This window comes from Streptomyces sp. CoH27, assembly GCF_020181035.1.
Lineage (GTDB): Bacteria > Actinomycetota > Actinomycetes > Streptomycetales > Streptomycetaceae > Streptomyces > Streptomyces camelliae.
The window spans coordinates 101,668-119,708 of the sequence record NZ_JAIQYY010000010.1 but is presented as its reverse complement, the minus strand read 5'-3'; the positions used below and the strand labels follow the sequence as shown (position 1 = coordinate 119,708).

19 protein-coding genes are annotated in these 18,041 nt (G+C 69.9%); 10 read left to right on the top strand and 9 right to left on the bottom strand.

The window, feature by feature from the left end; translation table 11 throughout:
- Positions 1 to 84 precede the first annotated feature (84 nt).
- The gene (locus tag LE548_RS18030; protein ID WP_225097893.1) at positions 85 to 750 is read right to left on the bottom strand and encodes a bifunctional DNA primase/polymerase; all 666 of its coding nucleotides are present in this window, start codon (positions 748 to 750) and stop codon (positions 85 to 87) included.
- A 279-nt stretch (positions 751 to 1,029) separates the two neighbouring features.
- Between LE548_RS18030 and LE548_RS18025 the strand changes: the two genes are divergently transcribed.
- Together LE548_RS18025 and LE548_RS18020 are read left to right on the top strand one after the other, a co-directional pair.
- The gene (locus LE548_RS18025) at positions 1,030 to 2,415 is read left to right on the top strand and encodes a transcriptional regulator (RefSeq protein WP_225097892.1); all 1,386 of its coding nucleotides are present in this window, start codon (positions 1,030 to 1,032) and stop codon (positions 2,413 to 2,415) included.
- Positions 2,416 to 2,570: 155 nt separating this feature from the next.
- Complete coding sequence (locus tag LE548_RS18020; protein ID WP_225097891.1) at positions 2,571 to 4,253, top strand: hypothetical protein; 1,683 nt, start codon at positions 2,571 to 2,573, stop codon at positions 4,251 to 4,253.
- A gap of 86 nt (positions 4,254 to 4,339) precedes the next feature.
- Here the strand turns inward: LE548_RS18020 and LE548_RS18015 are convergent, their stop codons facing one another.
- The gene (locus tag LE548_RS18015; RefSeq protein WP_225097890.1) at positions 4,340 to 5,668 is read right to left on the bottom strand and encodes an ABC transporter substrate-binding protein; all 1,329 of its coding nucleotides are present in this window, start codon (positions 5,666 to 5,668) and stop codon (positions 4,340 to 4,342) included.
- Between the two features lie 117 nt (positions 5,669 to 5,785).
- On the opposite strand from LE548_RS18015, the gene LE548_RS18010 reads away from it, so the two are divergent.
- Together LE548_RS18010 and purU are read left to right on the top strand one after the other, a co-directional pair.
- Entirely contained in the window at positions 5,786 to 6,286 is a 501-nt protein-coding gene (locus tag LE548_RS18010) for a hypothetical protein (protein WP_225097889.1), read from the top strand.
- Between the two features lie 194 nt (positions 6,287 to 6,480).
- Entirely contained in the window at positions 6,481 to 7,362 is an 882-nt protein-coding gene (gene purU / locus LE548_RS18005; RefSeq protein ID WP_225097888.1) for a formyltetrahydrofolate deformylase, read from the top strand.
- Positions 7,363 to 7,408: 46 nt separating this feature from the next.
- Here purU and LE548_RS18000 read toward each other — a convergent pair whose 3' ends face one another.
- Positions 7,409 to 7,921 carry an EF-hand domain-containing protein gene (locus LE548_RS18000; protein ID WP_225097887.1) on the bottom strand — a complete coding sequence of 171 codons (513 nt, stop codon included), beginning with the start codon at positions 7,919 to 7,921 and terminating at the stop codon, positions 7,409 to 7,411.
- A 173-nt stretch (positions 7,922 to 8,094) separates the two neighbouring features.
- Positions 8,095 to 8,475 (bottom strand): STAS domain-containing protein, encoded by a 381-nt coding sequence (locus LE548_RS17995; RefSeq protein ID WP_225097886.1) that lies wholly within the window; start codon positions 8,473 to 8,475, stop codon positions 8,095 to 8,097.
- Positions 8,476 to 8,840: 365 nt separating this feature from the next.
- Between LE548_RS17995 and LE548_RS17990 the strand changes: the two genes are divergently transcribed.
- Together LE548_RS17990 and LE548_RS17985 are read left to right on the top strand one after the other, a co-directional pair.
- Positions 8,841 to 9,422, top strand: a complete 582-nt coding sequence (locus LE548_RS17990; protein ID WP_225097885.1) for a sigma-70 family RNA polymerase sigma factor — start codon at positions 8,841 to 8,843, stop codon at positions 9,420 to 9,422.
- A 110-nt stretch (positions 9,423 to 9,532) separates the two neighbouring features.
- Entirely contained in the window at positions 9,533 to 10,873 is a 1,341-nt protein-coding gene (locus tag LE548_RS17985) for a maleylpyruvate isomerase N-terminal domain-containing protein (RefSeq protein ID WP_374116123.1), read from the top strand.
- On the opposite strand, the gene LE548_RS17980 is transcribed toward LE548_RS17985, so the two are convergent.
- On the bottom strand, positions 10,830 to 11,126 hold the full coding sequence (locus LE548_RS17980; RefSeq protein WP_225097884.1) for a hypothetical protein: 297 nt from the start codon (positions 11,124 to 11,126) through the stop codon (positions 10,830 to 10,832). The genes LE548_RS17985 and LE548_RS17980 overlap by 44 nt on opposite strands.
- The gene (locus tag LE548_RS17975) at positions 11,123 to 11,413 is read right to left on the bottom strand and encodes a hypothetical protein (protein ID WP_225097883.1); all 291 of its coding nucleotides are present in this window, start codon (positions 11,411 to 11,413) and stop codon (positions 11,123 to 11,125) included. Before LE548_RS17975 ends, LE548_RS17980 begins: the two co-directional genes overlap by 4 nt.
- A 149-nt stretch (positions 11,414 to 11,562) precedes the next feature.
- On the opposite strand from LE548_RS17975, the gene LE548_RS17970 reads away from it, so the two are divergent.
- Both LE548_RS17970 and LE548_RS17965 read left to right on the top strand, forming a co-directional pair.
- Entirely contained in the window at positions 11,563 to 11,823 is a 261-nt protein-coding gene (locus LE548_RS17970; protein WP_225097882.1) for a GntR family transcriptional regulator, read from the top strand.
- Between the two features lie 129 nt (positions 11,824 to 11,952).
- Complete coding sequence (locus LE548_RS17965; RefSeq protein ID WP_225097881.1) at positions 11,953 to 12,633, top strand: GAP family protein; 681 nt, start codon at positions 11,953 to 11,955, stop codon at positions 12,631 to 12,633.
- 46 nt (positions 12,634 to 12,679) lie between these two features.
- Here LE548_RS17965 and LE548_RS17960 read toward each other — a convergent pair whose 3' ends face one another.
- From LE548_RS17960 to LE548_RS17950, 3 genes are all read right to left on the bottom strand, one after another.
- Entirely contained in the window at positions 12,680 to 13,339 is a 660-nt protein-coding gene (locus LE548_RS17960) for a hypothetical protein (RefSeq protein ID WP_225097880.1), read from the bottom strand.
- A gap of 217 nt (positions 13,340 to 13,556) precedes the next feature.
- A complete protein-coding gene (locus LE548_RS17955) occupies positions 13,557 to 13,817 on the bottom strand; it encodes a hypothetical protein (protein WP_225097879.1) in 261 nt (86 codons plus the stop codon).
- Positions 13,818 to 14,157: 340 nt separating this feature from the next.
- Positions 14,158 to 14,472, bottom strand: a complete 315-nt coding sequence (locus LE548_RS17950; protein WP_225097878.1) for a hypothetical protein — start codon at positions 14,470 to 14,472, stop codon at positions 14,158 to 14,160.
- Positions 14,473 to 15,305: 833 nt separating this feature from the next.
- Between LE548_RS17950 and LE548_RS17945 the strand changes: the two genes are divergently transcribed.
- Together LE548_RS17945 and LE548_RS17940 are read left to right on the top strand one after the other, a co-directional pair.
- A complete protein-coding gene (locus LE548_RS17945; protein WP_225097877.1) occupies positions 15,306 to 15,782 on the top strand; it encodes a hypothetical protein in 477 nt (158 codons plus the stop codon).
- A gap of 431 nt (positions 15,783 to 16,213) precedes the next feature.
- Complete coding sequence (locus tag LE548_RS17940) at positions 16,214 to 17,890, top strand: NHL repeat-containing protein (protein WP_225097876.1); 1,677 nt, start codon at positions 16,214 to 16,216, stop codon at positions 17,888 to 17,890.
- Positions 17,891 to 18,041 lie beyond the last annotated feature (151 nt).

Here is an 18,041-nt window from a genome sequence, read left to right as displayed (position 1 = left end):
GGGGCGCGGGGAACTGCGCGAGAACCCACCACTCAACCCGCACCCGCCGACGAAACCGCACCAGGCAGACGAACGGCGAACCCGCTATCGATCCCTCCCGCACGCATACGCCAACGGCGAGATCAGCTCCTCCGCATCCGGCAGCCACCGATTCGCGGGTGTGGGCCGGCAGGCCCACTGCACGGCGCCACGGGATCCGAACCGGGTCGGCGGAGCGGCGACGTACGCACCCTCGCCCAGCGCGACCAGGTCCAGTGACGACAGCGTCCAGCCCAGCTTCCGTACCAGCTCGGGCACCTTCACCGACGCCCCCGGCAGCACGAAGAAGTGCATGCGGCGGTCGGGAGCCAGCGTCACCGGCCCCAGCGTCAGCTCCATCCGCTGCATCCGGGCCAGCGCCAGGAACCCCGCGGTCTCCGGGACGGACAGCGCGTCGAAGGTACGCCCCGTCGGCAGCAGGATCGACGCGGTCGGCTGCTTCTGCCACATCCGGCGCGCGACGGTCGCACTGCCGGTCGCCTGGGTCGCCCAGTCGGGGCGCGCGGGGTGCGCACCCGGCGCAGAGCAGGAGGCGTCGCCGCACGAGCAGCGCTGCATCCCGTCGACGGCTTCCAGCCACGTCCCCGGGAACACGTCCCAGTGCCGCTCCTCGGCGTACCGTACGGCGGTCTCCAGCAGCGATTCCCCGCGCTGCCGCGGAATCTGACCGGCAATCTGACTGTTCTCGGCGCCCGCGATCGTCTCTTCCACGCCCCTCTCAACTCCCGCACCCACCTGGAGTTACGGCTGTAGCGCGCGCGGGGGTGGAGCATCGATTCCGCAGCCGGGGCGCATGGGTGCACGTCCGGGGGCGCGTGGGAGGAAGCAGGGTGTGAGGTGGGTAGCCAGGAAGGGGGCTGGCATCCGCCGTTACCCCGGCAAACCGCACATGTCGCGCATTGACGGTATGTCAGCTGGGCAGTGATCTTCCGAGCGGAACATCTCACTCCAGGGGATCGCACCAGGGGATCGCACCACAGGGGGTAATACATGGCCGCAAGGCCTCTCGTGGCGAGGCAGCCGAACGAACGGCTGCAGGCTCTCATTCAGGAAGCGGGGTGCTCGAACGCCGGGCTGGCCCGGCGGGTCAACATGTGCGGCGCCGAGCACGGCCTCGACCTGCGCTACGACAAGACGTCCGTGGCCCGCTGGCTGCGCGGCCAGCAGCCGCGGGGCCGGGCCCCGGCCATCATCGCGGAGGCGCTCGGGCGCAAGCTCGGCCGTACGGTCACGATCGACGAGATCGGCATGGCCAACGGCAAGAACCTCGCCTCGGGAGTCGGTCTCCAGTTCTCGCCGACGGTACTGGGGGCCATCGAGCAGGTCTGCGAGCTGTGGCGCAGCGACGTGGGGCGCCGGGACTTCCTGTCCGGCTCCTCCGTCGCCGCCTCCGCCCTCGTCGAGCCCAGCCGCGACTGGCTGATCTCGGCGCCCGACGCCCAGGTGGCCCGGCAGGCGGGCCCGCGCGTGGGCCAGGCCGACGTGGCGGCCGTACGGTCCATGACGCAGGCGCTGACCGACCTGGACCACCAGTACGGCAGCGGGCATGTCCGCCCGGTCGTCGTGCACTACCTCAACAGCGTCGTCTCCGGGCTGCTCGCGGGCTCGTACCGGGAGTCGGTCGGGCGTGAACTGTTCGCCGCCGTCGCCCGGTTGACGGAGCTGGCGGGCTACATGGCCGTCGACACCGGCCAACCGGGCCTGGCCCAGCGGTACTACATCCAGTCGCTGCGGCTCGCCCAGGCCGCCGGGGACCGCGGTTACGGCGGCTATGTGCTGGCCGCGTCCATGAGCCACCTCGCCGCACAGCTCGGAAACCCGCGTGAGATCTCCCAGTTGGCGCGGGCGGCGCAGGAAGGGGCGCGCGGGCATGTGACCCCGCGCGTGGAGGCGATGTTCCACGCGGCCGAGGCGCGCGGGCACGCTCTGCTCGGTGACGTACGCGCCGCACAGGCAGCCACCGGGCGGGCGGTCACGGCGATGGAGCAGGCGGACGACGCCGCCGGGGACGACCCGGCGTGGATCGCGCACTTCGACGAGGCCTATCTGGCCGACGAGTTGGCGCACTGCCACCGTGACCTGGGGCAGCCCGAGCAGGCGGCCCGGTACGCCGAGCAGTCGCTGGCCGGGCATCCGGAGTCCCGGGCCCGCAGGCGCGCCATCGGCTATGTGCTGCTCGCCACCGCCCAGGTGCAGCAGCGTGAGATCGAACAGGCCTGCACCTCCGGTCTGAGGGCGGTGGAACTGCTGGAGACGCTCCGCTCCAACCGGGGCGCCGAGTATCTGGAGGATCTCCAGCAGCGGCTGGAACCTTTCCGGGAGGAGGCGGTGGTACGGGAGTTCGGGGCACGCCTCGACCTCCAGCAGGCCGCGTGAACACCGGCCCCGCGGCGCACCTCGCGCACCGCGGGGCGGTTTGTTATCACCGTCACAGGGGACGAGATCGGGCCATGAGCTGCATGGCACCCGGCTCGGGGGACCCGGTAGCGTGAGCCGACGATTCACAAGGTCCCCCATAAGTAGGAGTCCCGGTGACGCAGAGTGGACAACGCGAGGAGCCCTCGGCGCAGCCCGCGCGTGAAGGCATCGTGCTGCCCTCCGACGGAGGCGAGCCCGTGCTGCCGGGCATGACCAGCGCGCCCGCTCCCGCAGCCCCGGCCGGCGGGCAGGCCTGGGGCGGCTCCTGGGGGCCCGAGCGGCAGCCGTCCCAGCCGGGCCAGGGATGGCCCCCGGCACCGGCCCAGCAGTGGGACGCCCCGGCCGGTCAGCCGCCCGCGGTGAACCCCGGCCCGCTGCCCCCGGAGGGCGCCCCGGCCCCCTCGTACGGCGGCCAGCCGCCCGCCTACGCCCCCGGCGGCCAGCCGCCCGCCTACGCCCCCGGCGGCCAGACCCCCGGCTACGGCACCGACGGCCACGGCGGGGCGTACGGCGCACCCGAGCCGTACCAGCAGCCGCAGCAGCCCCATCAGCCGCCGCCGCAGCCGCCGCAGCCGCAGTTCCCGCAGGCTTCCGCGCCCGCCGCCGCGCCGCTGCCGCCCGCCGCCGCGCCGCATGCGCACCCCGGCGCGCTGCCCCCGGCGGCCGACGGCGCGACCCAGTACCTCCCGCCGGTCCCGGCCGCCCCCGCGCCCGCCGACGAGGGCGCGACCCAGTACCTGCCGCCGGTCCCGGCCGGGCCGGCCGAGGCCGCGACGCAGTACATCGCGCCGGTGACGCCCGGCGCGCCGCCGGCCGAGCCGGGCGGCGAGGAGACCCGCTACCTGGGCATCACACCCCAGCAGCCGGCCCCCGCGGCCGCACCGGTGACGTCGGACTCCGAGGCCACCCAGTACATACCGCCGTACACCGCCCAGGGGCAGGGCGGGGACCGGCAGCCGCCGGCCGAGTTCGACAACCTCTTCCGCAGCGGCCCGGCGGGCGGCGACGGCCCGGCCGGGTCCACCCAGCAGCTGCCGCGCGTCCAGCAGCCGGACGCCTACCCCGGCCCGGCGCAGCCGTACGGCCAGGCGCAGGCGCATGCCCCGGCGCAGCAGGCGTACGGCGCGCAGCAGCCGGCGTACGACCCGGCGCACGACGACGACCGGTCCCGGCGGCGCTCGAAGGTGCCGCTGATCGCGGGCATCGGTATCGGCATCGTCGTCATCGGCGTGGGCGCCGGCGCGCTCCTCAGCGACGGCGGGAGCAAGACCGACAACAGCAAGACGGTCGCCGCCGCCTCCCCGGCCGCGCAGGGTTCCTCCGGGGCCGCCGCCGACCCCGCCCGGCAGCAGGCGGTCGAGCTGGACAAGCTGCTCGCCGACAGCGGCAACAGCCGCGCCTCGGCGATCAAGGCGGTGGCCGACATCAAGCAGTGCGACAACCTCGACGGTGCCGCCACCGACCTGCGCGACGCGGCCACCCAGCGCAATGATCTGGTCACCCGGCTCGGCAAGCTGTCCGTCGACAAGCTGCCGGACAACGGCGCGCTCACCGATGCCCTGACCAAGGCCTGGCAGGCCTCCGCCGCGGCCGACAGCCACTACGCGGCCTGGGCCGACCAGGTCAAGGGCGGCGGCAAGGGCTGCCGCAAGGGCCATGCTCGCGTCACCGGACAGGCCGCGGCCGGTGACCGAGCGAGTGGTACCGCCAGCGCGCAGAAGGCGAAGGCGGCCGGGCTGTGGAACGCGATCGCGCAGAAGTACGGCCTGACCCAGCGCCAGCCCACCCAGCTGTGATCTGACCGCCGCCGGCGCCCACCCGGGTGCCGGCGGCGTCACCCCGGCGCCGGCACGGCACGGACGCCGTCACCGCACGGACGCCGTCACCGCACGTCGGCGTTCTCCAGGGTCTGCGTCATGTCGGCGGTCCCGTTCGTGCCGCCGATGGCCTTGCGGGCCGCGACCAGCTGGCCGTTCTGCACGACCTGGAGGGTGACGCTCGCGTTGACCAGGCGCGGGAAGCCGACGGAGGCGAGCTTGCCCTCGTAGGGCCAGCTCAGGGTCGGGGTGAGGCCGCCGGTGGAGACGTGCAGGCCGCCGCTGAGGGTGCGGCGCACGGAGTCGGCGGTCACGTCGCCCGAGCCGATCTTCTCCAGCACGGCCTTCAGCACGGTGTAGGCGATCCAGGTGGTCTGCACCCCGGCGTCCGCGGGGTCGATGCGGTTGTCGCCGAAGGCCTCCTCGTTGATGACCTTCTTCATCTGGTCCCAGCGCGCGTCGCTCGCCGGCGGGTACCAGCCGGTGATGTACGACCCCTCGTACGGGCTGGACGCCCCGCCTGTGGCGTTGATCACGGTCTGGTCGACGTTGCCGAGGACGGTTCCCAGCCGCACCTCCGGGTACTGCTCGCGGGCCCTGCGGAAGGAGTCCATGAAGGTGTCCGTGAGGTCCCCGAGCGCGGGCACCACGCAGCCCTTGCGGGCGTTGGTCCTGGTCGCGTCGCGCAGGGCCTGGCCGGACTGGGAGCTGTACTCGGTGGCGGTGTCGGGGGCCAGCACGTCGTCCGCGTTCGCGTGCCCACCCGCCTTCAGGCCGGAGTTCAGCAGCGGGGGCAGTTGGTCGCCGGTGATGTTGTCGGGGCGGACGAGGGAGACGTTTCCGCAGGTGGCGGCAAGGGCCCTGCCGAGGCCGGCGAGGAGGGCGGGCTGGCCGCCGTTGACCGGGTACGACATCTGGCCGGTGAACTCGCCGCTGGTGACGCCGTAGCCGCCTATGTAGGGGATGCCGGCGCCCTCCAGCGGGGAGAGGTAGGAGTCGCTGAACTGGCTGTAGGAGCCGACCACCGCGACGACGTTCTCGTCGGCGGCCTGCCGGGCGCACTGGGCTGCGGCCACGCTGTCGTTGTGGTCGTTGCAGGTCAGGATCTCCAGCTTGCGGCCGTTGATCCCGCCATGGTCGTTGATCCACTTGCCGTAGGCGCGGGCCATCGCGGGCATGCCGGGCTTGTTGGTGGCGCTCGTGTTCTCCGGCGCCCAGGTCATGACCTTGATCGGGTCATCCCCGGAGCCCCCCGTGGCACCGGGGATGACCCCGCATCCGGCGGTGAGCGACGCACAGAGAGCCACGGCACCCAGAGAAGACAGGGCACCGGCTCTGACGGGCCGGGAGAATGGGCGGGGGAAGGTGCTGCGCGTACGTCGCCTGCCGGTCATGTGCGCCCACGATTCCCTCACACTGCTAACCCGGGAGTGACCCTCGGTCAACGAAAGGTGACGCGGAGGTGAATTACAGGGGCCGGTGAGGTCCGTGTGGCGAGGAACGTACGATCGATGACCGTGCAAGGTTCGGAGAACTCTTCCCGTCGCGGCCGTCGCTCCTCCACCATGGGCGGCATGCCTCTAAGCGACATGCCGTGGTGGCGCTGGCGCAGCAATGTGCGCTCGGCGCTGCACATGCTCTCCGACCCGGTGTTCCAGCGGGACGTCTGGCTGGCCGGCGTGGACGGGTACGGTGACGTCACCGACGCCGTGTACCGGCTGGTGGAGGACACGTGGCTGGACAACTGGTCCGCCGAGAAGTACGTCGGCACGATCTTCCGGGACTCGCAGGAGGCGGCGCTCGTCGACACCGCCGTGCTGCGGGTGCTGCGGATCATGCACCAGGTCGGCCCGGACGCGCCGGTCGCCGCGTACCTCGACCATCAGGGCTGGCCGGAGGCGGTGCGGGCGGCGCGGGACGCGCACGTGCGGATGTCGGTGAGCGACGGGGAGGACCCGGAGACGCCGCCGAAGACGCTGGAAGTGCTGCGGATCATGACGAGGACCGCTTAGCGGGACGCGTGACGCGGCGGGACCCGTCACGCGGCGGGACCCGTCACGCGGCGGGACGCGTGACGCGGTGGGACGCGTGACGCGCCAGGACCCGTCACGCGGCAGGACTCGTCACGCGGCAGGACTCATGAGGCGTGTCCCGTCCTGCGGGACGACCATCCACGGCGGGGCGGCCGTATGGGAACCTGTAGTGCATGAATGAGCAGTCCGCGCCCGCCGCCGCACCGGCAGCCCAGTACGTCCTCACCCTCTCCTGCCCGGACAAGCAGGGCATCGTGCACGCCGTGTCCAGCTACCTGTTCATGACCGGCTGCAACATCGAGGACAGCCAGCAGTTCGGCGACCACGACACCGGTCTGTTCTTCATGCGTGTCCACTTCTCGGCCGAGGAGCCGGTGACGGTGGAGAAGCTGCGGGCGAGCTTCGCGGCGATCGGCGACTCCTTCCACATGGACTGGCAGATCAACCGGGCCGACGCGAAGATGCGCATCCTGCTCATGGTCAGCAAGTTCGGGCACTGCCTGAACGACCTGCTGTTCCGGGCCCGGATCGGCGCGCTGCCCGTGGAGATCGTGGGCGTGGTGTCCAATCACACGGACTTCCAGGAACTGGTGGGTTCGTACAACATCCCCTTCCACCACATCCCCGTGACGAAGGACTCGAAGGCGGAGGCCGAGAGCCGGCTGCTGGAGATCGTCCGTGAAGAGAACGTCGAACTGGTGGTCCTCGCCCGCTACATGCAGGTCATCTCGGACGACCTGTGCAAGCAGCTCAGCGGCCGGATCATCAACATCCACCACTCCTTCCTGCCGAGCTTCAAGGGCGCCAAGCCGTACCACCAGGCGCACGCGCGCGGCGTGAAGCTGATCGGCGCCACGGCGCACTACGTCACCGCCGACCTCGACGAGGGCCCGATCATCGAGCAGGAGGTCGAGCGGGTGGCCCACGATGTCACCCCCGACCAACTGGTGGCCATCGGGCGCGATGTGGAGTGCCAGGCGCTGGCGCGGGCCGTGAAGTGGCACGCCGAGCGGCGGATTCTGCTCAACGGGCGGCGGACGGTCGTTTTCGGCTGAGAGGCCGGGGCGGTCGCCGGGTGCTCGTCGGGCGGCCGCGGGGCGGTCACTCGGAGATCGTGAAGTACTCCGCGAACGCCGGGACGATCTCCGCCTCGCCGATCACACCGTCGCCGTCCGCGTCGAGGGCGGCGGCGGTCGACGCGGCCAGGGCGTCCGGTACGTGAAGGACCCGCAGGACGCGCGCGGTGTCGGCGACGCTGATCCGGCCGTCGGCGTCCGTGTCCGCCACGGCCAGCGCCGCGTGCAGAAACGGGCGGGCGAGCTCGGCGAAGCGGGCTGGGTTGTCGCGCAGGCGCTTGACCGCGCCGGTGACGAACTCCTCGCGGGTGATGCGCTGGTCCCCGTCACGGTCCGCGATGCCGGCCATGCCCTGCCAGAACGCCTCCGCTCCGGCGTACAGCGCCTGACCCCTGTCCGAGCGGGCGGGCACGGTGAACTCGGCGAGGAGCGCCTTGGCGGCCGTACTGAAGTCCTCGCGGTCGATCCAGCCGTTGCCGTCCTGGTCGAAGCCGGCGAACCGGGCGGCGATCCTGCGCTCGTACTCGGTGCTGACCATGTCTGTTCGGGCCGCCTTACCTGTGCGTGGGCCGATCTCGCACGGAGCGTACGACGCGGTGACCGCGAGGTGGCGGAAAACAGGCGGTTGTGCCAAGACCGGGGGAATCCTGGGACAGACGTGTGGAATTGTCGCGAAGATCGCGGAACGACGGGTCGGCGGAACGGCGGGTCTCAGGCGGACAGGGGGTCCACTTCGTCGGACATGGCGGCGTCGAGGTCGGGGCGGACGTCGAACAGGCGGCGGACGCCGAGCGCGCCGAGGACCCGGTTGACGTGCGAGCCGTCGACAGCGCCCCCTTCCGGCAGGATCAGCCGGAGCCGGCCCTGGCAGGAGCGGAGCAGCCGACGGGCGGCGATGAGGACGCCGACCCCGCTGGAGTCGCAGAAGAACACCTCGGAGAGGTCCACGACGAGGCTGTGGTTCCCCTCGGCGACGACGTCGTGCACCCGCTGGCGCAGCACCGGCGAGGTCATCAGGTCCAGTTCCCCGGAGACTCGCAGGACAGCCCACTCGCCCCGTTCGACGCCGGTCACGTTGAATGCCACGGCCATGCCCCTCCGCTCGCCGGAACTCTCGAACTCTCGGAATCGCGGGAACCGCCTGGAAACGGAAGCGATTCCTTCGCTTGCTTCCGCGCGGCTGCCCAGCGGCCGTTCCCTGAAACGTCGTGCAACAAACCGGACGTGATCGACAAGGGGCTTGTTTCGGTCACTATCGATCGCATTCGATCAAGGATGTGTCAGAGATGCCCGCGCTCCGTGTGAAGGTTGTGTGAAGAGGGCACTATCACCTGCGACGCCTCGGAGGGCGCGCATTGGCACAAAGGGGCGTGCGCTGTCAGAGGTGCCGACTACATTCGGGAGGACGGTGCAGACACGCTGGACGGGCCGGAGCACGGGTGAGGGGAGGGGACCGCATGGCCAAGAAGGACGTACCGCCCCGCTGGGACCGCAAGATGCAGCAGCGGCTCGCCCGCGGTGAGGCGGCCGCCCTGGGCGAGCTGTACGACAGATTCGCCTCGCTCGTGCACAGCCTCGCCCACCGCGTCCTCGGCGACGAGAAGGCCGCCGACACCCTCACGCGCGAGGTCTTCGCGCATGTCTGGGAGCATCCCGAGGGCTACGACCCCAAGCAGGGCCCGCTGCGTTCCTGGGTGGCCGGCGTGACCCACCGGCTCGCCGTGCAGCGGCTGCGCGACAGCGGGACCGCCGCGCTGGCCCACGGGGCCGGCGGTGCCACGGGGGAAACGGCGGAGCTGGAGCGCACGGTGCGGCGCGCCTCGGTCGCCGCCCGCGCGGACTTCATCGTCCACTCCATGCCCGCCCCGCTGCGCGCCGCGCTCGAACTGGCCTACTTCCAGCGCCGCGACTACCGCCAGACCGCCGCCGACCTCGGCGTCACCGAGGACGAGGCCCGCCGTCGGCTCCGCCTCGGCCTGCAGCTGCTCTCCACCGCCCACGACGCCGGAGCGCCTCCGGAACACGGGGGTGCGGTGTGAGCGAGGCCGACCGGTTCGAGGCACACGACGAGCACGAGGGGGATGGGGGAGGAGAGGGGTACGGAGGACACGAGGGGTACGGCGATGACGGCGGTCCGAACAGTCCGGGCGTGCCCGGCGGTCCGGGCGGTCCCGTCGGTCCCGGCGATCCCGGCGGGAACGGGCACTCTGGTGAGGGCGATGGCGGCGGCTCCGGGCAGGTGCCGTCCGGTTCCGGTACGCCCGAGCCGGACCGGCCGCGCATACCGACGCCCCGTCCCTCCGTGGAGGACGGCGGTCGCCTGCTCCCCGGCCTCGCCGATCTGGGAGAGGCGGTGCCCGTGCCGCTCGACCTGCCGCACGACGTCCTGAAGTCGCTGCTCGGGGCCTGGGCGCTGGCCGCCTGCTCGGCGGCGGAGACCGCGGCCGTCGAGGACCACCTGGGCTACTGCGGGGCTTGCGCCGACGAGGCCCGCCGGCTGCGCGAGGCCGTCGGTCTGCTGCACCAGCCGGAGAGCCTCGACCTGGACCCGGGGCTGCGCACCCGCGTCCTGGAGGCCTGCCTGGACCGCCGGCCGCCGCGCATCCCGCTGCCGGACTGGGCGGCGCCGTACGACGCCGAGGCCGCGCGGCTGGACGCCCTGCTGCAGGACTTCGGGGACGCCGAGTGGCACGCGCCGGTACGGCTGCGCTGGTTCGAGGGCGACGAGCCGACGAGCCGTCGTACGACCGTGGCCGGTGTGATCGCCCACCTGCTGTCGGTGGACGGGCTGATCGCGCTCACGCTCGGCCTGGAGGACCCGCTGGCCGAGATCACCGGAATGCAGGGCATCGATGCGGAGGGCCCGGCGGAACGCACGGAAGCCTTCTGGCGGACCTCCCACTTCCCGCCGACCCGCTCGGTGCGTGGGCCCTGGCGGGAGCAGAGCCACAGCCTGGTGCGCACGGTGGCCTTCACCGGCAGCCACGCGGGCGGACTCCCGGTGTCGTACGGCGACTTCTCGCTTCCGCTGCACGACGCGATGCTGGACCGGGCCTTCGAGTGCTGGGTGCATGCCGAGGACATCGCGGAGGCGGTCGACTATCCCTACGAGCCGCCCGCGCCGCGCCACCTGAACAAGATGATCGACCTCGCGGCCCGCATGCTCCCGACCGCACTCGCCGAACGCCGCCGCACGGGCCGCTCCGCGCCGGGCGGGACCCCGCACCTGGTCGCGGCGGGCGCGCCCGGCCGCAGCCTGCGCCTGGAGATCGAGGGCGCGGCGGGCGGTGAGTGGCTGATCCCGCTGGACTCCCCGGCGGCGGTGGGCTCAGCGGAGTTCGAGGTGGCCCATATCGCCCTGGACGGCGTGGAGTTCTGCCGCCTGGCCGCCGGCCACATCCCACCGGAGGAGGCCGCGGCGGGCCAGGTCGGCGACCGGCAGGCGATCAGGGACGTGCTGTTCGCGACGGCGGGGTTGAGCCGGATGTGACCGTGCCCTCGGCGATCACGCCGACGCACTCACCGAGTGCCATGTGCAAGGACGGTACGAACGCGGCGAGTTCGGCGTCGGAGGCGTTGTCCGCGTCCAGTACGGCGCCTACGACGGCGAGCAGGGCGGCAGCGGACGTGAGTGCGTGAGCGTCGGCGAGTGCGTCGAGGTAGCCACCGGGCCGCGTGACCGCGTAGGTCTCCTTGCCGGTGGCCGGGTCGATGCCGAGGCTGCGCAGGCGCGACGCGCTCATACGGCGACCTCCAGCGGGACGGCGTAGTCCTGGCCCATGGTCGCCAGTACGGCTGCCCGGCGCCGTTCGCGTTGCAGGCGACGCCGGTCGAGTTCATCGCGTTCGCGTTCCCACAGGGTGACGTACGGCCGGACGAGGGGCTGATTGTCCGCGAGGACGACGGGCAGGGGCGGCTTGACGGGCCTGGGCGGCAGGGGCGGGCTGGTCGGAGTCAGTGTCGGGGAGGCGCGGTGGACGCCGCTGGGAGGCAGGAAGAGATGGAGGATCGCGGTCAGTAGGCTGCGCACAGGTCGACTCCAGTTCAGTCGGCTCAGGTCCTGGCGAGGAAGTAGCCGCTTCCCGCCAGGGCCGATCTCTTTCGTGGGAGCAGGCTAGCGTAGATAACCGTGGATAACTACGGATGCGCGGAAAGCCATGGTCACCCAGGCTGAAGGTCATGGACCTTGATCGCACGCGCCCGCTCTGGCGGCAGATCGCAGGGGAGATCATCCGGCGCATCAAGGACGGCACGTATCCTCCGGGCAGCCGCGTGCCGTCGACTCTGGAGATCGCCCAGGAGTTCGGCGTGGTGAACGCGACCGCGGCGAAGGCCATGAGGCATGTGCGAGAGCAGGGCTGGACTCGTGGCGAGGTCGGCCTGGGGACTTTCGTCGCCGACCCTCTGCCACCCACAGCCGGAGAAACGTCGGCCTCCTGAACACAGCCTCATCGGGACGGGCCGAGTAGGACAGATCCGGCCAGGCGCAGGAAGATGGAAGCGGTGGGACGCGCCAAGTACGCCGCCGTCGCCACGCCCACTCCACTGGATCGCCACCCGGAGGCAACCATGGGCGCAGTTCTCGGTGACGTGCTGGGTTTTGCGGCGGCCGTCGCGGTCAGTCCGCTGCCGATCATCGCCGTCATCCTCGTACTCGCCACGCCCCGAGGGCGTCTCAACGGCGTCCTCTTCACCGTCGGCTGGATCCTGGGACTCGCGGCACTGGGCGCGGTGATGCTGGCGATCGCCTCCCCGGCCGGCGCCTCCGCCCACAAGCATCCGGCCGCCTGGGTGGGAGCGCTCAAGCTCGCTCTGGGCGTGATCCTCGTCTTCTTCGGCGCCCGGCAGTGGCGCCGACGCCCCAGGGATTCCTCGCAGGCCCAGCTGCCGAAGTGGATGGGCGCGATCGACCGCCTCACGCCGGTCAAGGTGTTCGCACTCGGGCTGGCCTTGGCCGCGCTCAACGCCAAGAACGCACCGCTGACGATCGCCGCGGGCGCCGCGATCGGCTCAGCAGGACTGCCGGTCGGGCAGCAGATCGCATCGCTGGCGATCTTCGTCCTGATCGCCACCCTTGGTCTGCTGGCCCCGCTGGGAGTCTTCCTCCTCGGGGGAGAGCACGCCAAGACCACGCTCGCCAACTGGAAAGAGTGGGCAGCTCAGCACAACGTCGCTGTGATGGCCGTCCTGTTCTTCGTGCTCGGGGTGAAACTGCTCGGAGACGGCATCTCCATCCTCACCTCCGGCTGAGAAAGATCGAGCAGATGAAGCGACCGAGTGGATGGCAATGTAATAGTCAGTCGGAGATCTCTGACCATACGGTCGCCTGAGCCATTACACCCGTGCTGAAGCTGTCGCTCGTCGATGTGATGGTCAGGACAGCGATGCGCCCGGCCTGCGTCTTGAGGCAGATCACTGTGCCCTTCTGAACTTCGACCATCCAGACGCCCTGAGTCGAGATCAGGTCAGAACATGCCTGCCGAGTCGGCATTTTCTGCCCGGGCCACACCGCGAGGTTGACTGCTGAGCTGTCTTTCGTGGAGATCCTGGGCGGATCAATGAGACCAAGTACGACATCCGCCGAAAGGTTGTCCCTCTTCGGTGGGTTGTAGTCCAGCTGCGGACCGGACTCGGCGATGCGCACGGGCCCGTTGTACTGGATGCTGTTCGAGGCATCGGACAGCGATACCGATGGTGCCGGGGCTTGTGTCGAGGGCGGGGTGCTGTTCCGTTCCGTCTCGCTCGCTGACTCGGATGTCGATGGGGAAGCAGTGGCATGAGCGTTGGTGTCCGATGACGACGGCCGCAAAGCGATGAGCACGGGCACCACGATGGCTAACACAGGTATCAGGATGCCCACCACCCACCATGCCCACTTCGGCTGCCGATGCTCCGATGACGACTCGTCGGAGTCCGGCGGAGTAGCGCTGCTCTGCGGGTCGTCGTCGGCACTCACCTGGAATCCCCATCTGTTGTGACTTTGCCAACTGAACGGAACCGCACTCTACAAACACCGAGCGAAGTATCGCCACATCGCCAACCACCTCAACACGGAGATCTCAATTCAGGGCTTTGCCGATCGGCCCGCCGTGATCGTGTCGGCCCGCCGCAGGGCCGCCGCGGGCGTTACTGCCACTGCGGGCTGGTTGCGATGGACCGCAGTTGGGCCAGGGTCAGGATCGGCGTGGTACGGGTCGAGGGGCGTTCTGGCTCGGTGCCTGCCACTCCATGAGGGTGACGTAGAGCCCGTCAGGATGCAGGACGTTCACCGCCGCGTGCCCGGGGCCCGTTCCGGGCAGTGCCTGCCGGGACGTGATCAGGGTGCCGTCGGCCAGGGGTGTCGTGCCGGCGAAGACGTGGCTGCGGAGCGCGGTGGTGGAGGTCTGCCGGGAGACGTGTACTTCGAGCAGCGACTTGCCGTGGCCGTCGTCCACCCACAGCTGCCCGGACTGCCGGCCGCCGGGCGGGCTCGAATGGGTCAGGCCCGTCGGCAGCAGCGCGGTCAGGGTGGCAAGGGCGCGGTTCGGATCGCGCAGCGGCGAACGCCATGAATTCCTCTTCGTACCGGCGCTTCATCCGAGATCCTGTTCGTCGTCCACACTCTGAAGACGCTGTGGCCGCAGGGTTACGTCCCACCCGGAGAAGCAGAAATCTGGCCGCCCCAGGCGAACCCGCCTTCGGCGACGTTGGTGTCGGGCCTGAGCAGGGTCGGGACTGGCGCGGTGGCTACGGCTCCGTTTCCAGTCCTCGCCGCTTCAAGCGAAGCCGCGGCCGTCACGTGGTGCCGCGCGCCCGAAGGAAGCGATGCCCCAACCTGAGGACGAAGCCCAGAACTGTGACTGCCAGTCCGAAGTCGAGCGCGTCAAAGAGCTCGATGACGAGGTGGGGCGCGCGCAACAGACCGGGCGTCCTGGCGCAGATCATCCCCAGGCCCATGAGGAGGGGGAGCCATGCCCAGAGGAAACGCTTGTCCTGATCGGAGCGCTCGTTCTGCCGAACCTGGGTCCGCTCCCACCGTCGGCTGCCGAGGCTGCCGAGAACCAGCACACACCCCATCGCGACTACGGACCAGTCCATGAACCGCAGCATCACATCTCCCTCGATTCGGACGGATCTTCCTCCGGCAGGTGACCGCAGGCAAGAGGCTGCGCGCACCTCAAGTGGGGTCGGCCCTGGTCATCCGGGTCCAGCCTCGGCCGCCGTGCGGTGCCGTCGACCGGAGTGAACCGCGCCGGCGGGGACGTGGAGATGAGTCGGAGTTGAACCATCCCCCGAAGCCCTCACCTTGGGAAGCTGAGGCACCTCGGGGATAGCTGTGGCGCTGAACTGGGCGAACGGTCGGTCCGAGGAGTCGTCGAGCTGGCTGCCTTCACTGTGATTCCCCACTGTTCCCCGCCGTATCTGGTGCGCCTGTGGTGCACGGGCGCCGTCAGTGGCTGCCAGTACGGTCCGTAGGGGCAGCTCGTTTTGCTGTGGTTCTGATCGTCGAGCGTCGTGATCAACGGTCGGTGAGCCGAGTTGCCGTCTTCCTCCCTCATCGCTGCCGCTCTTACGCAGGGGGCTCTCGGCCGTCGCGGATTGCACGCGAGGGGTACGCCTTGTCTGTCCGGTGCCGCTCCAGGCATCTGGCGTACGGCACGGCCGTTCGTGGCCGTAGCGTTGGCGATTTCGTCCAGGAGCATCAACAATAGGAGTTGATGGCCGGATGTCGTGCTGATCGATGCCTTGCGCGACGGGAGATCGGCGGTGGGTCGGGGCTGCGGGTAGCGCCCGCCGCCATTCTTAGATCCTTTACGTCTCCGGCACATCTGTTCCCTGGACCGGTGTGAGTGGAGCGTTGCCATGGGCGGCCCGTCACCGCCGGATTCGGATCCGTGTTCAGGCGCGAGTGATGCGTCTTGATGACGGCCGGGAGGACGATTATGGCACTCACCCAATCGGACCTGTTCAAGATCGGTGATGCTGACTTGGTGGAGCTATTTCGCTCTAGCCCGCCGGGTGACATCCCGACGGGTCCGCTGGCTGGGGCAGGCTTCCTCCGGTGGGGGGATAACTCGCTGGCCCGGTCGTTCGCCCGGCTGGTGCCCTTGGTCCTGTGGCGGGGAAAGCTGTTCGTCCCCGACGGCTACCTGGTCAATCGGATATCCGCGTTCGACGTACTCGCCGTCCTGGCCCAGGTCTATCGCGGGCCGAGCCTGGTGGACGAGCAGGACTGCATCGTCATCGACTACTCCAAGCTCTCACTGGTTGGCCGATGGGTTCGCGATGAGATGCGCGAAGTGAGTCCTGGGCTGTATTTGGGCGTGGTCTGGCTGCTGGGGACCAGGGTTGCCTGGTTCTCACTCAAGGTGCCCGAAGTCGCCGAAGCGACCGAGGTGAAGGAATCCGAAACCGCATGATTCGGCCGACCGGCTGACAGCGCTCCTGTCAGGTGCACGCAGGTGCCGATGCGGAGCACCTTTCGGACGATTGGAGCGCTGCATCGATCCTCTGCCCAGTTCAGGCATGCAAAGCGAAGGGTTCGAGAACCATGAGCACTCCGGGCATACGGGCTCGCAGGCTGGCCTCCCATGAAGGGCGCGGAGCAAGAAGGCGGTCGAGGGCTCTGCGGTTGACATCAACCACTGCCGCAGCAGCCTGTGCGGCCCTCGCCCTGCCGGTGGTCGGCAGCGCGGCACCGGCGCTCGATGCTGCGTCAGTCGCGGTGCAGGGGACCGTCACAGGGGCAGGGAAACCGCTCGGGGGCGTTCAGGTCACACTCATGGCCGGTTCACGTTCTGGAGTCTCGAAGCTGGGCCAGACAACGACCGACTCACGCGGTTCCTTCCGGATGACGTACACCAAGCCTGCTGACGGAGTGCTGTACATCGAGGCCACGCCCGCGCAGGCGCACAAGCTGCGGCTGCGCTCGGTCGTAGGGTTCGGCGCGGGTGGTGGCGTGCCCGAACAGGTCGTGAGCAAGGTGACGGTCAACGAGCTGACCACCGTCGCTGCCACGTACGCCCTCGCCCAGTTCAGCGGCCAACGCGGCATCACCGGCCCCAGTCCGGGGCTGCAGAACGCCGCCGCGACCTCGTTCAACCTGGCGGATCCGGCGACAGGTAAGGCCGGCGGTCCCATGACCGGCGACAGCGCCAACAGTGACACTCTCGCGACGCAGAACACGCTGGCCAACCTCGTCTCCCTCTGCGTGACGGACAACACGCGCTGCGACAAGGTGCTCCAACTGGCGACCCCGCGAGGCGGAACCAAACCCGCCGACACCGTGCAGGCGGTCCTCAACCTCGTACACGATCCGACGCTGTCCGCGAGCGGCCTGGAAGCCATGGCGCGCAACGCGAACGTCTTCAGCCCGGCGCTCACCTCAGCGCCCGCGGACTGGATCCTTGCCCTGCGCTACAGCGCTCCGCAGGTCTACGCGCCGGGCCGCATCGCGTTCGACGCGAAGGGCAACGTATGGGCGGCCAACAACTGGAAGCCGGGCACACGGGATTCCAGCCCTTATGTCACGGTGCAGGATCCCACCGGCCGGCCGACCCTGGGCAGTCCCATCAGTGGCGGCGGCATGAAGGCCGGAGCGTGGGGAATCGCCGTCGATCACGACGGATCCGTGTGGGTACCCAGCTACGCCGGCAACGCGATGTCGAAGTACTCCGCCTCCGGCAGACCGCTGTCTCCCTCCAACGGCTGGACGAACGGCGGACTGAACAAGCCGCAGGGTGTCGCCGTCGACCAACACGGCAACCTGTGGATAGCCAACTCCTACGGTGTCAAGGGAAAACCCGGCGTGGGCAGCGTCGTCGTCTATCCCCACGGTGACCCGAGCAAGGCCGTCGTCATCCACGACAAGAACTTCAATCACCCGTTCGCCGTCCAGATCGACGGCCAGGGTCGAGCCTGGGTGACCAACAGCCATTTCGCCCTGCAAGAGTTCAGGCAAGCGGGACGACCGAGCCGTGCCGACGGGAGCGTCACGATCATCGGCCCCGACTTCAAGACCATCAAGTCGATCACCGACAGTTCGATCCAAGTCCCGGTGGGGCTCGCCCTGGATTCCAAGGGAAACGCCTGGGTCGCCGACTTCGCCAGCAGCGCGGTCACCGAGATCGGACCGAACGGAACGGTGACAGGCGTGCATCAGCTGCCCAAGAAGGTTTTCCCGTGGTCGATCGCCATCGACGGTCAGGACCGTGTTTGGGCCGCCGGTTTCGGTGACTCCTCCGTGTCGCTCCTGTGCGGGGTGAACAGCGCGGCCTGCCCGCCCGGCGCTTCCGCCGGCACTGTCCTGTCCCCTGCCCAGGGCTTCCAGAACAAAGCGATGCAGCACCTCACAGCGGTGCAGGTCGACTCCTCGGGCAACGCCTGGGTGGCCAACAACTGGGCGAAAATAGCTCCACCCACAGGCGGCGTAGGCCTCGTGGAACTTATCGGCGTCGCCATCCCGGTCTGCACCCCCCTGAGTCCGGTACCTATGCGCTCCTCGTCAACGAACCCATGCCCGAAGTAGGGAGCGGGTCCGGTCGAGGAAGCCCTGGTCAGGACTTTCCGGAGCCGGTGGCGTGCTCTGATGCGCGCCACACCACCCCCGGCCTATTGGCGACGATGTGAACGGGGTTCTGATCTGAGCCACAGAAAATCAGCCACGACGGCGGATACGT

What these genes read in the sequence shown, in the direction of transcription:
- LE548_RS17980 (WP_225097884.1), bottom strand. Translation starts at nt 11,126, where the DNA reads ATGAGCGCGTCGCGCCTGCGCAGCCTCGGCATCGACCCGGCCACCGGC.
- LE548_RS18000 (WP_225097887.1), bottom strand. Translation starts at nt 7,921, where the DNA reads ATGGTCAGCACCGAGTACGAGCGCAGGATCGCCGCCCGGTTCGCCGGC.
- LE548_RS18010 (WP_225097889.1), top strand. Translation starts at nt 5,786, where the DNA reads ATGACCGTGCAAGGTTCGGAGAACTCTTCCCGTCGCGGCCGTCGCTCC.
- LE548_RS17995 (WP_225097886.1), bottom strand. Translation starts at nt 8,475, where the DNA reads ATGGCCGTGGCATTCAACGTGACCGGCGTCGAACGGGGCGAGTGGGCT.
- LE548_RS17970 (WP_225097882.1), top strand. Translation starts at nt 11,563, where the DNA reads ATGGACCTTGATCGCACGCGCCCGCTCTGGCGGCAGATCGCAGGGGAG.
- LE548_RS17990 (WP_225097885.1), top strand. Translation starts at nt 8,841, where the DNA reads ATGGCCAAGAAGGACGTACCGCCCCGCTGGGACCGCAAGATGCAGCAG.
- LE548_RS18025 (WP_225097892.1), top strand. Translation starts at nt 1,030, where the DNA reads ATGGCCGCAAGGCCTCTCGTGGCGAGGCAGCCGAACGAACGGCTGCAG.
- LE548_RS17965 (WP_225097881.1), top strand. Translation starts at nt 11,953, where the DNA reads ATGGGCGCAGTTCTCGGTGACGTGCTGGGTTTTGCGGCGGCCGTCGCG.
- LE548_RS17950 (WP_225097878.1), bottom strand. Translation starts at nt 14,472, where the DNA reads ATGCTGCGGTTCATGGACTGGTCCGTAGTCGCGATGGGGTGTGTGCTG.
- LE548_RS18015 (WP_225097890.1), bottom strand. Translation starts at nt 5,668, where the DNA reads ATGACCGGCAGGCGACGTACGCGCAGCACCTTCCCCCGCCCATTCTCC.
- purU (WP_225097888.1), top strand. Translation starts at nt 6,481, where the DNA reads ATGAATGAGCAGTCCGCGCCCGCCGCCGCACCGGCAGCCCAGTACGTC.
- LE548_RS17945 (WP_225097877.1), top strand. Translation starts at nt 15,306, where the DNA reads ATGGCACTCACCCAATCGGACCTGTTCAAGATCGGTGATGCTGACTTG.
- LE548_RS17940 (WP_225097876.1), top strand. Translation starts at nt 16,214, where the DNA reads ATGACGTACACCAAGCCTGCTGACGGAGTGCTGTACATCGAGGCCACG.